Genomic DNA, 12,961 nt, shown 5'->3' with positions numbered 1-12,961 from the left:
AATGGGTCACGCCCAGGGCAGATACGTCTCGTCAACCCACAGCGGCTCCGCGCGCCCGTCGAGCGCCTGCGTCAATTCCTCGGTCACCACCGCCTGATCGGCGGTCTTGACCTTAAGCGTCAGCGTCACCGCCTCGGCGAAGGCCTTATCGGCGACAATCACCGGCCGGTCCTTCAGAAAGTACAGCGCCCGGTCGAGCAGCGGATAAGGCACCTCGACCAGGTAGCGCGCGGTCGGGTGCATCTCCCCCACGCCCGCCGCATGAAGCGCCTCGGCGGCCCCCTGCGCGTAGGCGCGCACCAGGCCCCCGGCTCCCAGCAGCACCCCGCCGAAGTAGCGCGTCACCACCACGGCGGCGTCGGTCACCGAGCGCGCCTTCATCACCTCGATGATGGGCAGCCCGGCGGTGCCGCCCGGCTCGCCGTCGTCGCTGTAGCGCATGATGCCCATGTTCGCGCCCACGATGTAGGCGTAGCAGTTGTGGGTGGCGTCCTTGTGGCGGGCTCGAATCTCCTTGAGGAAGCCGAGCGCCGCCTCCTCGGTCTCAACCGGCGCGCCGTAGCCGATGAAGCGCGACTTGTTCACGATGAACTCGGCCGCGCCGCGCGCCATCAGCGTCTTGTAGGGCTTGAGGCTCACGTCTTCAGCACCAGCCGCGCGTATTTCTTTTTGCCGGCGCGCAGCAACAGCCCCTCGCCCTGTAATGCTTCAGGCTCGACCCGCGCGTCGACGTCTTCCACCTTCTCGTCGTTCAGGTACAGCGTGGTGCGGCGCGCCTCGCCGTTGGACTTGCACAGAGCGCATAGCACCGCCAGCACACACAGCCGGTTGTCGGCCTCAAGCTGCGCGCGCGTCACCTCGAAGGTGGGCACGCTGCCGGCAAGGGCGCCGCCTGAGAACAGCGCCTCGGCCGCCTCGCGCGCCAGCGAAGCCTCGGCCTCGCCGTGGATCAGCCGCGTCACCTCGAAGGCCAGCACGCGCTTGGCCTCGTTGATCGCGCTGCCCTCGAGCGCGGACAGAGCGCGCACTTCCTCCATCGGCAGGAAGGTCAGGAGGGCCAGGCACTTGCCGACGTCGGCGTCGTCGATGTTGCGCCAGTATTGGTAGAACTCGTAGGGGCTGGTGCGCTTGGGGTCGAGCCACAGTGCGCCCTTTTCGGTCTTGCCCATCTTGCGCCCGTCGCTGGTCAGCAGCAGCTTGAAGGTCAGCGCGAACGCCGCCTTGCGGTCCTTGCGGCGGATCAGGTCGGCCCCCGACAGCATGTTCGACCATTGGTCGTCGCCGCCGGTTTGCAGCATGCAGCCGTAGCGGTGGCTGAGCTCGAGGAAGTCGTAGCTCTGCATCAGCATGTAGTTGAACTCGAGGAAGGTCAGCCCCTTCTCGTAGCGCTGCTTGTAGCAGTCGGCGGCCAGCATCCGGTTGACCGAGAACAGCGCGCCCACGTCGCGCAGGAAGTCGACGTAATTGAGCTGACGCAGCCAGTCGGCATTGTCGACGATGATCGCGGCATTGGGCTTCGATTCGTCGAAATCGAGGAAGGCGCGCATCTGTTCCTTGATCGCGGCGACGTTCGAGTCGATCGTCTCGACCGTCATCATCCTGCGCAGGTCGGTCTTGCCCGAGGGGTCGCCGATCATCGCGGTGCCGCCGCCCATCAGCGCGATCGGGCGGTGTCCGGCGCGCTGCAAATGCGCCATCGCCATGATCGGGATGTAGTGCCCGATGTGCAGGCTGTCTGCGGTCGGGTCGAAGCCGGTGTAGAAGGTGATCGGCTCGCCCGATTTGAACATCTGTTCAAGTTCGTCCTCGTAGGTGATCTGCGCCACAAAGCCGCGCTCGCGCAGCACGTCCAGACCGTTCTTCATTTCATCATGCCCCCTTCCGCCTTGTCCCTGATCAGTGTGCCCAGCAGCTCCATGCCCCGCTCGATCTGAGGTGGTTCACTGCCCGAGAAGTTCAGCCGCAAGGTGTTGTCATGCCCGCCGTCCACGTAGAAGTGGGTGCCGGGCACATAGGCGACGCCGCGCGCGGCGGCCTCGGTGAGCAGCGCCGTCGCGTCGATGCCGTCCTTAAGCTCAGCCCAGACGAACAGCCCGCCCTCGGGTGTGGTGTGCCGGGTACCTGCCGGGAAGTGCGCAAAGCCCTCGAGCATCTTTTCAAGCTGCGCGCGGTAGCTTGCGGTGATGCTTGCAAGATGCGGCCCCATGCGTCCGCCGCGCAGGTAGGCGTCCACGATCGCCTGATTTAGAAGCGGCGAGTGCACGTCGACCGACTGCTTGCCGATCGTCATCTTGCGCAGCAAGGCCGGGTGGTCGACCACCGCGTAGCCCACGCGCAGCCCCGGCGCGATCACCTTCGAAAACGAGCCCAGGTACACCACAAAGCCGGCCTCGTCGAACGACTTGAGCGCCTTGAGCGGTTCGCCCGCGAAGCGCACGTCGCGGTAGGGGTCGTCCTCGGCCAGCAGCACGGCGTGCTTCGCGGCCAGCGCGGCCAGCGCCTGCCTGCGCTCAAGCGGCAGCGTGTCGCCGGTCGGGTTTTGAAACGTGGGGATGATGTACATGAGCTTGGGCCGGTGGCGGACGATCGCCGCCTCCGCCGCCTCCGGGATCACGCCGCGCTCGTCGCGCTCGAGCGCGACCAGCTTGACGCCGTAGGTCTTGAAGGTTTGCAGCGCGCCCAGGAAGGTCGGGCTCTCGACCAGCACCGTATCGCCGGAATCGCAGGTGGCCTTGACCAGCAGGTCGAGCGCCTGCTGCGAGCCCTGCGTGGGCAGCACGCGCGCGGGATCGGTCGAAATGCCCGCCCCTTTGACCATCTCCGCGATGCTCTCGCGCAGCGGCGGGAAGCCCTCGGTCGCGCCGTACTGCAACAGCCGCGAGCCATGGGCCGTCAGCGCCTCGCCGGCGAGTTCGGCGATGACCGCCGGCTCGAGCGCGGAGTTCGCCGGGTTGCCGCCCGCAAACGAGATCATGCCGGGCTTGCCCAGCAGGTGAAAGATTTCGCGGATCGCGCTGCCGGTCAGCGGGCGCATATGATTCGAGAGCAGGGCATCGGTGAACTGCATCGGAACATCCTCCTTCTCAATAGCAAAACGCCCTCCTCCCCATAGGGGGAAGGAAGGCGGCAGAACCGCGGTACCACTTCCGTTCACCGCGAAAAGCGCGGCCTCGTCGCGCGATCACGGGCGCAAACCGGATGGGACTACTGCATGGATTCATCCCACCTGCTCCGGGCCGTATTCGTCCGGGCGCGGCAGCCCCCTTGCACCGACCGGGGGCTCTCTGCGTACCGCCTCGCCGAAGTACTCTCGCCCTTCATCGCATTTTCCAGAGAGTATACCACGGAATATGGAACCGGGCCTGCCATATTCCGTCAAATCTTCATGAAGGAGGTGTAATCATGATGATTGTGCGTAAGAGGCGATTGATTGCGGCGGTGAGCCTGACGCTGGCTCTGCTGATCGCGCTGACGGGCGTAGCAGCGGCCCAATCCGAGGGGCGGGAACTGCGGGAGGGCGACTCGGGCGACGACGTGCGCGCCGTGCAGCTTCGGCTTGCGCAGCTCGGTTACCTTGAAGGCGAGGCAAACGGCGTGTTCGGCCCCGAGACGACGGCGGCGCTCGTCGCGTTTCAGCGCGAGCATGACCTGCTCGCGAGCGGCATACTCGACGATTTCACCCGCCGCGCGCTGTTTTCAGAAGACGCACGGCCCTATGACGCGACGATAACCTCTGATTTGGCCGAGGCGATGACCGGCGCCGCGCCACTGGCGGCGATGTACGACGGCGCGATGCCCGGGGCCCTGCTTCCGATCGACTACAACACCAATGAGTACAACGCGTTCCGGGAGAACCGCTTCCTCTCGACGCGCACCTCTCCGCTGTCCACCTTCGCGGCCGATGTGGACACCGCCTCCTATGCGCAGCTGCGCCGGAAGCTGCTCGCGGGCGAGCAGGTACCGGTCGAGGGTGTGCGCATCGAGGAAATGCTCAATTACTTCCGTTACGACTACCGGCTGCCTGAGGCGGGCGAAGCGCTCGGCGTGACGATGGAGCTGGCCGGCTGCCCCTGGAACGCCGAAACCCAACTGCTCTTAATCGGGCTCAGGGCGGCGGAGATTCCGAAAGAGGCGCGCCCCGCGCAGAACCTTACGTTCCTGATCGACGTGTCGGGCAGTATGGACGCGCCCGACAAACTGCCTCTGGTCAAGCGCGCGTTCCAACTGCTGCTGGATGAGCTGGCCCCGACCGACACCGTATCGATCGTGACCTACGCATCCCAGGACGAAGTGGTGCTGCAAGGCGCGCGGGCGAGCGAAAAGCCCCGGATCATGGAAGCGATCGACGGCCTGACGGCCGGCGGCATGACCGCGGGCGCGGCGGGCATCCAGACGGCCTACGAGTTGGCCGAGCGCTACAAGCTCCCGGACGGCAACAACCGCATTTTGCTGGCGACCGACGGCGACCTGAACGTGGGCGTCAGCGACGAGGGGGCGCTGGCGCGGCTGGTCGAAGAAAAGAAGCGCGGCGGCGTTTTCCTGAGCGTGCTGGGCTTTGGCGACGGCAACTACAAGGACAACAAACTGGAAGCCCTGGCCGACCGCGGCGACGGCAACTACCACTACATCGACACCGTGCATGAAGCCCGGCGCGCGCTGGTGACCGAGATCGGCGCGACCTTCTTCACCGTGGCCAAGGACGTGAAGCTGCAGCTGGACTTCAACCCCGCCGCAGTCAAGGGCTACCGGTTGATCGGCTACGAAAACCGGCTGATGGCCGCCGAGGATTTCGCCGACGACGCGAAGGACGGCGGAGAACTCGGCAGCGGACACCGCGTGACCGCGCTTTACGAGCTGGTGCCGGCGGAAAGCGCGTTTGACATCGGCGAGGCCTCGAGCAAGTATCAGGACGCGCCGGCGACCGAGGGCAACGGAAGCGAACTGCTGACGCTCAGCATCCGCGCCAAGCCGCCGCAGGGCGACGAGAGCAGGCTGTGGACCTACCCGCTCAAGCGCGAAGCCGCCGCCCCCATGGGCGAGAACCTGCGCTTTGCCGCCGCCGTGGCCGAAGTGGGCATGCTGATGCGCGACAGCGAATGGAAGGGCGGCGCCACCTACGCCTCGGCGCTCGAGCTGCTGCGCGGCTGCGAAGGCATCACCGGCGACGCGTACAAGGAGGAGTTCCTCTACCTGGTCACGCTGCTTGAGCGGGCGGAAAGCCTGAACTGATCCCGCAATACACAAAGGGCCGCAGCGCTTTTCACGGCGCTGCGGCCCTCGCTTTCCAACTTCCCCCCGTGGAGGGGGAATGCGCGTCCTACCCCACCCTCGAGAAGATCGGGAACGCGTCGTTCGTGGGCCAGATCATCATGTTTTGCGCGCCCACCCACGGCTCCTGCCTGGCCCATCGAAGGACGCGGGGGTTGGCGTAGTTGTAGGCCTCCTTGAGCGACAGGTAGCCGTTGCGGTTTTGGTCGCCCGGCATGCGGCCCATATCGGCCGTCTCGATGCCCGCGCCCTCGATGCCCGCCGCCTCGCACAGGAAGCGGGTGAACACGCTGTAGCCCTCGCCCGACGCCCAGCTGTCCTGCAGCGACCGGGACGCCACCGCGATCTTGTATTTGCCGCGCTGGTTGATGAACAGCGGATCGAGCGCCTTGGGCATTACGCCCGCGGTCGCGGGGGAGGGCGCTTTGAACGCGTCGATCACGCGCTGGCCGAAGGCAATCCGATCCGCCTCGCTCGCCGGGGCCGACTGCGCGCCGGCGAGCTTGGGCGCGATCGCCTGGCCGGACAGGCAGCTGTCCAGCACCACGACCACCGTGCCCGGCACGGCGTCCAGGTAGGAGCGCAGCTCGTCGAGCGAGATCATGCGGCTGTCGGTACCGACCAGCGCGCCGCGCATGGCCTGCGACTGCGCCGAGGACGCGCCATGCCCTGAATAGTAGAAATAGGTGATGTCCTTTGGGGTCTGCCCCATCGTCGACAGGTTTTGAAGCTCGGCGCGCAACGCATTGCCGGTCAGGTCTGTCAGCAGCCTGCTGGCCCCGGAAACCGAGCGACCCATGCGGGAGGCGCGAATCGTCTTCTCGAACCGCTTCGCGTCGGGCACGCAGTCGGGCAGCTTCGATTGCCCGACGTAGTTGCTCTGCCCGACCGCCAGATAATAGACATCGCTCTCGGCAAAGCCCACGGTTACAGTTGAGCGCGCCGTAACCTTGCCCGCGCGCGTACGGACGGTGATCGTGGCGCGGCCCAGCTTGAGGCCCGTGACCGTGCCGTCCGCCGACACGCGGGCAACCGAGGGGTTCGAGCTCTTGAAGGTTACGCGCTTGTCGCAGGCGTTGTCGGGCAGCACGGTGTAGCCGAGCGCCTTGCGCCCGTTCGGCACCAAAGTCATTGCCGTGTCGGACAGCTCGATCGACTTGGGCGCGAGCTTCTTGACCGTCACCCGCACGGTGCGCTTCAAACGGCTGCCGTCGCCGGTCGAGCAGGTAATCACCGCCGTGCCCAACTTCAGCGGCGTCACCGCGCCCTGACCGTCCACGCCGGCCACATCCGGCCGGCTGCTGCGCCAGCGCAGCGCGCCGTCCGCGCCCTTGGGCCCCACGGTGGCCAGCAACTGCGCGCCTTGCCCAACGCCGTCCGAACCCAGGCGCAGCGTCAGCGTCCTGTGCGACAGCTTGAGCCCCCGCGCGCGGATGGCAATGGGGGGCTGCGTCTCCATCCAATGGGCTTCCGACGTGGGGGCGGCCTGCGCCTCGGCCGAGGCCGGCGCGCAAATGAGCGCCAGCGCAAACACAATCATCAGAAGGCGCTGCAGTGTTAAGCGGCGTCTCTTCCAAATCCCCTCCCTGGAGGGGCGGGGCGGTAGCTCGATCGGAGCATCATCAAAGGCCGGGGCATATGCCCCCCGGCTGACGGCCTGATTGCCCAAGCCTCGGCAGTGCGGGCAATTGGTTACCCCCCCGCCTGTGGGCACCCCTCCAAGGAGGGGAATGGGAAGAATCGTCATGTCAGTGTGTCCCTTTCCCGGCAAATCCAGTACATACCAGAATTATACACAACTGACATGAATTGTCAAACAAAAGTAATATTATGAATTGGTGTCAAATTCGCGGGATTGTGTCGGCGGCGGTGTATTCCGAGGTGCGCGCCGGTTCACATTGGGTTCGAGCAGCACGGCCATCAACCATATGGCCGCGGCCAGAATCAGCATGAGCAGCGCCTTGACGACCGCGCCCACCACCCGACCCGCCGAGGCGCGCGGTTTGCGTGCCTCGGCGATGTCGCGCTCGAACGAGCGAAACACCGCGCCCGGCTCGGGCACGTCCTCGCCGGGCGTGCCGAGCGCCGCGCGGCAGAGCGCCTCCATCTGCGCCTCGAGCGCGGGTTTGCCGCGCCGGCCTCCTTGCTTGAGCGCGCGCGACAGCCGGGAATTCAGCTTGCGCAGCCGCGCCGACACCTCGCCCGCGCGCATCTGCATCACGGCCGCAATCTGACGCGCGCTCAAATCCGCCCCATAGCACAACAGCGCGACGCGCTGGGTCGCGCCGTTCTCGCGCAACAGCCGCTCGAGCAGCGCGCGATGGGCCGCATCATCAAGCATAGGCTCGGGAAAGACCCAGTCCACCTCGAACGCGCCCGCGCCCCGCATGCCACCCAATTCCACCAGCGCCACCGTGCGCACGGTATGCATCAGGCTGTCCTGAAACCCCATACGCCCCTGCCACTCGCCGCGGCGCAGCCAGGCCTCGACGATCGCGCTTTTGAGCACGTATTCTGACAATTCCAAATTGCCGACGATCGCGTGGGCTGTGCGGAACAGCCGCACGTAGATCGGGCGCAGCCGCCCAAGGTAACCGGACGGTTCGTCGATCGGGCGCTTCACGCGCGCCCCTCGCGCGCGATGGCGTCAAACAGCGGGCTCAGAGCGTCGTACATGTGCTTGTAGACCTCAAACACCGCTTGATAGCGCTCGTGCGCCACCTCGTTGACCGGGTGATGCGAACGGGCGCGCACGATGCGCGCGGCCTGCTCGTAGCTCTCGAAAAGCCCGGCGCCCACGCCGGCCGCGATGGCCGCGCCCAGCGACGCCGCCTCGCCCGGGGCCATGTGCACGCGCGTGGGCAGGCCGAACACATCGGCCATGATGCCCGGCCACAGCCCCGAGCGCGCGCCCCCGCCGATCAGCATCATCGAACAAACCGGCTGGCCGCACTCGCGCATGATCTCGACCACGGTGTTAAGCGCCAACGCCACCCCTTCGTAGACCGCGCGCGCCACATGGCGCTGGTCGTGGTAGAGCGAGAAGCCCATCAGGCAGCCGCGCGTGTTGGGATCCCAGTAGGGGGTGCGCTCGCCCATCAGCGTGGGCAGGAACAGCACGCCCTCCGCGCCCGGCTCGATTTGACGCGCCATGTTCTCGATCCGCGAGTAGTCGGCGCTCGTGGCGTCAAAGCCGCTGCCCAGCAGATGCCCGGCCGCCCAGTCGTAGGCGGCTGCGCCGGTCTGGATGACGCCCAGCGTATGGTTGACCTCGCCGTCCATGTCGAGGTAGTTGAAGATGCGCATCTCGGGATCGAGCAGCGGCGCTTCGGTCAGTTGGCTGACCCAGGCGCTCGATCCGATCGAGCAGTAGCCCGCGCCCGGCTCGCACAGGCCCGCGCCGCGCCCGGCGCACGCGCCGTCGCCGCCGCCCAGCGCCACCGGCGTGCCTTCTATGAGCCCAGTCCTCTCGGCGATGTCCTTCGTGATGCAGGCGCTGATGTCGCTGCCCTTGCGGATGACGGGCATCTTGCCGGGATCCAGGTTCAAATCCTTCAGCAGTTCCTCGGCCCAGCACTTCCTGCCGATGTCGAGCGCGATCGTCAGCGTGGCGTCGGAGTAATCGGTCACGCCTACCTGCCCGGTCAGGTGCGCGTAGATGTAGTCCTTGATGTTCAGCCACCAGCGCGCGCGTCGGTAAACCTCCTCGTGATGCTCGCGCAGCCACAGGATCTTGGGCAGCGTGAAGTGCTCGTCGATGCGGTTGCCGGTCAGCCGGTAGAACGCCTGAGGGTCGATCCGGCTCTCGATAAAGGTCACCTCGCGCGAGGCGCGGCTGTCCGAGTGCAGGATGTTGGGGTAAAGCGCGCGCCCGCCCGCGTCCACCGCGATGCAGCCGTTCATCGTGCCCGACAGCCCGACGCAGGCGATGTCGCGCGGCTTCACCTGCGCGAGCAGTTCGCGGATCGCCTCCAGCACCGCGCGCAAAATCGTCGCCGGGTCCTGCTCGGCCCAACCGGGCCGGGGATAGTCGGTCGCATAGCCCCGCCTGACCGCGCACACCGTGCGCCCCGTTTTGTCGAACACCGAACACTTGCAGCCGGTGGTGCCGGCGTCGCAGGTCATGATGTAATTTTTACCCATTGCGAATGTCCCCCGCTTCCGTATTGCTTCTATTATAACATCCGCGCACAGATTTACAAGCGTCAATCGCGCGGCGACACGCCGTTGTTTATGGGAAATACTCCCATGGTAATTTCAGCCAATAAGCCACCATTAGAACTATTTCATTCTTGTGGTCAATTCAAATTTCTGATATATTTTCCTAAACTATCGTTATAGTAATCACAAGGGGGTTCAACATGGATTACAGGAGCCTGGGGATGCGCATTCGCAAGCAGCGCAAGAACCTGCATCTCACGCAGGAGGAACTGGCCGAGCGCGCTGGCATCTCGCTGTCCTTTCTCGGCCATATCGAGCGCGGCACCCGCAAGGCCAGCCTGGAGACGCTGGTGTCGCTGTCCAACGCGCTGGGCATGTCCACCGACATCATGCTGCAGGAATCGCTGGACGACCATGTGCTGTCCAAGCGCCAGGGCGACCGAAGCCAACGCAAGGTGCTGCGCGAGATTTCAAAACTGCTGCTCGAAAACCCCGATACCTGGGACGATCAGTAGGCGATCAAACCTCGTCCAACCAATGTTCGCACAGCCGTGCAAGCTCACTCTCGGCAAGTTCGCCTTCCAGCCGGTAGAGTCCGAGGTTCCTCATGCTGAGCACGCTGTGCCCCGCCATCACCACGCCATCCAGCAGCCGGATGCGCACGCGGGCGAACTGCGTCGCCAGCGCGCGGACGAACGCCACCTCGTCCTCGGCCGCCGCCTGTCCCCCCGCGCGCTTTATCAGCAGCAGCGCCGTCTGGGCATGGTAGCGCAGCGCAGGCTCGACCGCCTGGCGCAGCGTCAGCCGTCCCTGCCATCGGCCGGCGCACAACTGTGAGCTGCCCAACAGATGCCCCGCCATGTTCATGCACATCAACCATATCTGATCGCCTGCGGGCGGTTCGAACAGCCGCGCGCAGTGCAGGCTCATCTGGCGGACGTTGGTGATCCGCGGCCGGTCGGAAAGCCTCAGCCGCTCATAACGCGCGGTCGTCTCATTCAAAAACGCAAACCACTCGGCCGATTGTCGGCCCATGCCGGGCACTGCGACAAGCGCCGCGGGAGATGCCGCGAGCACGCCCGCGACCGAGCCGAACCGGTCGATCAGCGCATGCGCGAGCGGGTTCACGTCGCGCTGCGGGATCACGGCGTAGAGCAGCAGCTCCAGCACCTCGTGCGGCTCAAAGGCGGAAAGCCCCTCGGCCAGCTGACGCTTGCGCAGCCGGGCGCGATGTCCGCCATGCGGATGGTTTTGCGGTCCGACCACCTGTCGCGCCATCGCTTCATCCCTCATTTGTCCTTACGCGTGTACTTTATTCTACCACACTGCCCGCCGACGGGCAACGCATTTTCCCCTGCGGATGCGAATACGCTGTAGGGAATCGGGGCGGCGGGCGACCGCGGGTCGCCCCGATGAAGAACGGGGGGTGCCCGATGCGGGAAGCCAAGGACGGCGGTGCGAAGCCGGTCAGGCCCCACAGCCTGGAACTTACCGATCGCAGCCGCGCCGTGATCAGCGGCGTCGAGGACGTGGACAGCTTCAACGAACAGATGATCGTACTGAATACCTCGGCCGGCGCGATGACGCTGATGGGCGACGCTCTGCACGTGTCGAGGCTGAGCCTCGAGGAGGGGCAGCTGCTGATCGAGGGGCGCATCATCGCGGTCGAGTACGACGAGCGCACCGCGCGCGACAAGGGCGGCGTGTTTAAGCGCCTGTTCAAGTAGCCGATGCTGTACTACACCGTCGGTCAGTGGCGCATCTTCGTCACAATGGTCGCGGCCGGCGCGCTCGCGGGCGCGTGGTACGCGCTGATGGCGCGCGTCGCGCGCGCGCTCGACGCCGGCGCGTGGCTGAACGCCTTTTTCGACCTGATGATCGCGCTGGGCGTATGGACCATCGTGTGCGCGGGTCTGCTGGCCGCGAACTACGGCGAGGTGCGGCTGTACGCGCTATCGGGCGCGGCGCTCGGATTCTTTGCCTACCAGCTGACGGTAAAACGCCTCGTCGATGCCCTGCTCGGCGCAGTCTCAAAGATCGCGCGCAAGTTGCGCGCATGGCTGTGTAAGCGTTCTCTCATGAAAAAAATCTTTCGATGATCGGCAGGAATATGTCGGCTTATGTCGTATAAGAATAATAGTGTCGGTATGTACGAATGGCTTTTACGGGAATGGGGTACGGTCGTGGGCAAGAAGCGGGTAGTCAAACCCCGGTTCTGGTTTTTGATGATGGCGACACTTGTGTTGGCCTTCATGTGCGTATATGCGTCGCAGGGGCAGTTGATGGCCCGCCAGGCGGCGCGCATTGCGCAGCTCGAAGCCGACCGGCTGTCGAAGATGAGCGAAAACGCGTTGCTTGAGCGCAAGATCGCGTTTGCCAAGACGGACGAATACGTGGAGCGCGTCGCGCATCAGGAATTGGGCCTGCTCAAGAAGGGCGAGATTCGCTTCGTGGCGGGTAGTCAGGCGGGTAATGATTAGCATTGACGACCCATCCGGTACGCGGATCGGCGTACTCGATGTGGGTTCGAACTCTGTGCGCCTGCTCGTGGCCGACGTGGCCGACGGGCAGGTTTTGTCTATCCACAAGGAAAGGATTACCTGTCGGCTGATGTCCGGCTTTTCGGACGGCCTGCTCGACGAAGGCGCGATCGAGCGCACCGCGCGCGCGATCGAGTTGCTGGCCGGGAAGGCGCGCGCGCTGGGCGCGCAGACGGTCGCGGGCTTTGGCACCAGCGCGCTGCGCGAAGGGACCAACCGAGTCTTGCTCATCGCGCGCGCCGAGCGCGCCGGGGTGCCGATCGCCGTCGTGAGCGGCGAGCGGGAAGCCGACCTGGCCTACGCGGGCGCGGCCCCGGCCGGGCGGCGCGGGGTGATCGACATCGGCGGCGGCTCGACCGAACTTTCCGCAGGCGAGGACGGGCGCGTGCTCGTCGCGCGCTCGGCGCAGGTCGGCGCGGTGCGGCTGTGCGAGGCGCTGGGCGGCGCGATGCGGCCGGACGACATGCTCCTGGCCGCGCGCACGGCGCTCTCCCCCGCCTGGGATGCGATCGCAAGCCACCCCTCCGACGGGTGGACGGGCGTGGGCGGCACGGTCACGACGCTTGCCGCCATGACGCTGGCGCTTTCTCCCTACGACCCGGCCCGGGTCGAGGGCTTCCCCGTCACCGCGCAGGCTGCGCGCGGATGGCTTGACAGGCTGTGTGCGATGCCGCTCGAGGCGCGCACGCAGATCGTCGGCCTGAACCCCGACCGCGCCGACATCATTCCCTTCGGCGCCGCCATTTTGTGCGCCTTTTTCGATCTGAGCAATGTCCCATACATTTCGGCGAGCGACAGCGACAACCTGCTGGGCTATGCGCGGATGGGGATCATATAAGCGACGGGCGGTCAAAGGTCGTCCCAGGCCATTGACAGGCCCAGCGTGCTTTTCGCAGCGCAGAGGTTGTCCATGGCCTGCCGTTTCTTCTGATGCCTCTTCCCGGTTCCCTCTGACGCGCGCATTGCGCGCATTCTCCGGATGCACGAGAGGT

13 protein-coding genes and 1 other annotated feature are annotated in these 12,961 nt (G+C 65.8%); of the genes, 6 read left to right on the top strand and 7 right to left on the bottom strand.

Translation table 11 applies throughout. From position 1 onward, the window contains the following. Nucleotides 1–6: 6 nt before the first annotated feature. The 3 genes from ACH6CV_RS12965 to ACH6CV_RS12955 are packed head-to-tail and all read right to left on the bottom strand — an operon-like array spanning nucleotide 7 to nucleotide 3,067. Nucleotides 7–639, bottom strand: coding sequence for an IMPACT family protein (locus tag ACH6CV_RS12965; RefSeq protein WP_456358624.1), 633 nt, complete (start codon nucleotides 637–639; stop codon nucleotides 7–9). Continuing rightward, nucleotides 636–1,865 carry a tyrosine--tRNA ligase gene (gene tyrS / locus ACH6CV_RS12960; protein WP_456358623.1) on the bottom strand — a complete coding sequence of 410 codons (1,230 nt, stop codon included), beginning with the start codon at nucleotides 1,863–1,865 and terminating at the stop codon, nucleotides 636–638. Before tyrS ends, ACH6CV_RS12965 begins: the two co-directional genes overlap by 4 nt. After that, the gene (locus ACH6CV_RS12955) at nucleotides 1,862–3,067 is read right to left on the bottom strand and encodes an aminotransferase-like domain-containing protein (RefSeq protein ID WP_456358622.1); all 1,206 of its coding nucleotides are present in this window, start codon (nucleotides 3,065–3,067) and stop codon (nucleotides 1,862–1,864) included. Before ACH6CV_RS12955 ends, tyrS begins: the two co-directional genes overlap by 4 nt. Nucleotides 3,068–3,116: 49 nt before the next feature. Continuing rightward, nucleotides 3,117–3,330, bottom strand: a binding site (T-box leader). Nucleotides 3,331–3,402: 72 nt separating this feature from the next. Here ACH6CV_RS12955 and ACH6CV_RS12950 point away from each other — a divergent pair. Continuing rightward, entirely contained in the window at nucleotides 3,403–5,229 is a 1,827-nt protein-coding gene (locus tag ACH6CV_RS12950) for a YfbK domain-containing protein (protein ID WP_456358621.1), read from the top strand. A gap of 88 nt (nucleotides 5,230–5,317) precedes the next feature. Here ACH6CV_RS12950 and ACH6CV_RS12945 read toward each other — a convergent pair whose 3' ends face one another. From ACH6CV_RS12945 to ACH6CV_RS12935, 3 genes are all read right to left on the bottom strand, one after another. Further along, nucleotides 5,318–6,808: an Ig-like domain-containing protein gene (locus tag ACH6CV_RS12945; protein WP_456358620.1), complete on the bottom strand. Its 1,491-nt coding sequence runs from the start codon at nucleotides 6,806–6,808 to the stop codon at nucleotides 5,318–5,320. A 288-nt stretch (nucleotides 6,809–7,096) separates the two neighbouring features. Next, nucleotides 7,097–7,891, bottom strand: a complete 795-nt coding sequence (locus ACH6CV_RS12940) for an RNA polymerase sigma factor (protein WP_456358619.1) — start codon at nucleotides 7,889–7,891, stop codon at nucleotides 7,097–7,099. After that, entirely contained in the window at nucleotides 7,888–9,411 is a 1,524-nt protein-coding gene (locus ACH6CV_RS12935; RefSeq protein WP_456358618.1) for a xylulokinase, read from the bottom strand. The genes ACH6CV_RS12940 and ACH6CV_RS12935 overlap by 4 nt, the downstream gene beginning before the upstream one ends. Before the next feature lie 218 nt (nucleotides 9,412–9,629). On the opposite strand from ACH6CV_RS12935, the gene ACH6CV_RS12930 reads away from it, so the two are divergent. After that, nucleotides 9,630–9,944, top strand: a complete 315-nt coding sequence (locus tag ACH6CV_RS12930) for a helix-turn-helix domain-containing protein (RefSeq protein ID WP_456358617.1) — start codon at nucleotides 9,630–9,632, stop codon at nucleotides 9,942–9,944. Nucleotides 9,945–9,948: 4 nt separating this feature from the next. On the opposite strand, the gene ACH6CV_RS12925 is transcribed toward ACH6CV_RS12930, so the two are convergent. After that, nucleotides 9,949–10,707 carry a JAB domain-containing protein gene (locus ACH6CV_RS12925; protein WP_456358616.1) on the bottom strand — a complete coding sequence of 253 codons (759 nt, stop codon included), beginning with the start codon at nucleotides 10,705–10,707 and terminating at the stop codon, nucleotides 9,949–9,951. A 155-nt stretch (nucleotides 10,708–10,862) separates the two neighbouring features. On the opposite strand from ACH6CV_RS12925, the gene ACH6CV_RS12920 reads away from it, so the two are divergent. From ACH6CV_RS12920 to ACH6CV_RS12905, 4 genes are all read left to right on the top strand, one after another. Continuing rightward, complete coding sequence (locus ACH6CV_RS12920; RefSeq protein ID WP_456358615.1) at nucleotides 10,863–11,156, top strand: YabP/YqfC family sporulation protein; 294 nt, start codon at nucleotides 10,863–10,865, stop codon at nucleotides 11,154–11,156. 3 nt (nucleotides 11,157–11,159) lie between these two features. Next, on the top strand, nucleotides 11,160–11,528 hold the full coding sequence (yabQ, locus tag ACH6CV_RS12915) for a spore cortex biosynthesis protein YabQ (protein ID WP_456358614.1): 369 nt from the start codon (nucleotides 11,160–11,162) through the stop codon (nucleotides 11,526–11,528). Between the two features lie 84 nt (nucleotides 11,529–11,612). Then, a complete protein-coding gene (locus ACH6CV_RS12910) occupies nucleotides 11,613–11,909 on the top strand; it encodes an FtsB family cell division protein (protein WP_456358613.1) in 297 nt (98 codons plus the stop codon). Further along, a complete protein-coding gene (locus tag ACH6CV_RS12905) occupies nucleotides 11,902–12,807 on the top strand; it encodes a Ppx/GppA phosphatase family protein (RefSeq protein WP_456358612.1) in 906 nt (301 codons plus the stop codon). The genes ACH6CV_RS12910 and ACH6CV_RS12905 overlap by 8 nt, the downstream gene beginning before the upstream one ends. Nucleotides 12,808–12,961 lie beyond the last annotated feature (154 nt).

The sequence above is a fragment of the Anaerozeibacter quisquiliarum genome, from assembly GCF_051162045.1.
Taxonomy (GTDB): Bacteria; Bacillota; Clostridia; order Christensenellales; family Aristaeellaceae; genus Anaerozeibacter; species Anaerozeibacter quisquiliarum.
The sequence above is the reverse complement of the archived record's forward strand: the minus strand, read 5'-3'. Positions and strand labels throughout refer to the sequence as shown.

Bases quoted from the DNA above. Each gene is read 5' to 3' on its own strand.
- ACH6CV_RS12945 (WP_456358620.1), bottom strand. From the start codon at position 6,808: ATGATTGTGTTTGCGCTGGCGCTCATTTGCGCGCCGGCCTCGGCCGAG.
- ACH6CV_RS12905 (WP_456358612.1), top strand. From the start codon at position 11,902: ATGATTAGCATTGACGACCCATCCGGTACGCGGATCGGCGTACTCGAT.
- ACH6CV_RS12920 (WP_456358615.1), top strand. From the start codon at position 10,863: ATGCGGGAAGCCAAGGACGGCGGTGCGAAGCCGGTCAGGCCCCACAGC.
- ACH6CV_RS12930 (WP_456358617.1), top strand. From the start codon at position 9,630: ATGGATTACAGGAGCCTGGGGATGCGCATTCGCAAGCAGCGCAAGAAC.
- ACH6CV_RS12935 (WP_456358618.1), bottom strand. From the start codon at position 9,411: ATGGGTAAAAATTACATCATGACCTGCGACGCCGGCACCACCGGCTGC.
- tyrS (WP_456358623.1), bottom strand. From the start codon at position 1,865: ATGAAGAACGGTCTGGACGTGCTGCGCGAGCGCGGCTTTGTGGCGCAG.
- yabQ (WP_456358614.1), top strand. From the start codon at position 11,160: ATGCTGTACTACACCGTCGGTCAGTGGCGCATCTTCGTCACAATGGTC.
- ACH6CV_RS12955 (WP_456358622.1), bottom strand. From the start codon at position 3,067: ATGCAGTTCACCGATGCCCTGCTCTCGAATCATATGCGCCCGCTGACC.
- ACH6CV_RS12950 (WP_456358621.1), top strand. From the start codon at position 3,403: ATGATGATTGTGCGTAAGAGGCGATTGATTGCGGCGGTGAGCCTGACG.
- ACH6CV_RS12925 (WP_456358616.1), bottom strand. From the start codon at position 10,707: ATGGCGCGACAGGTGGTCGGACCGCAAAACCATCCGCATGGCGGACAT.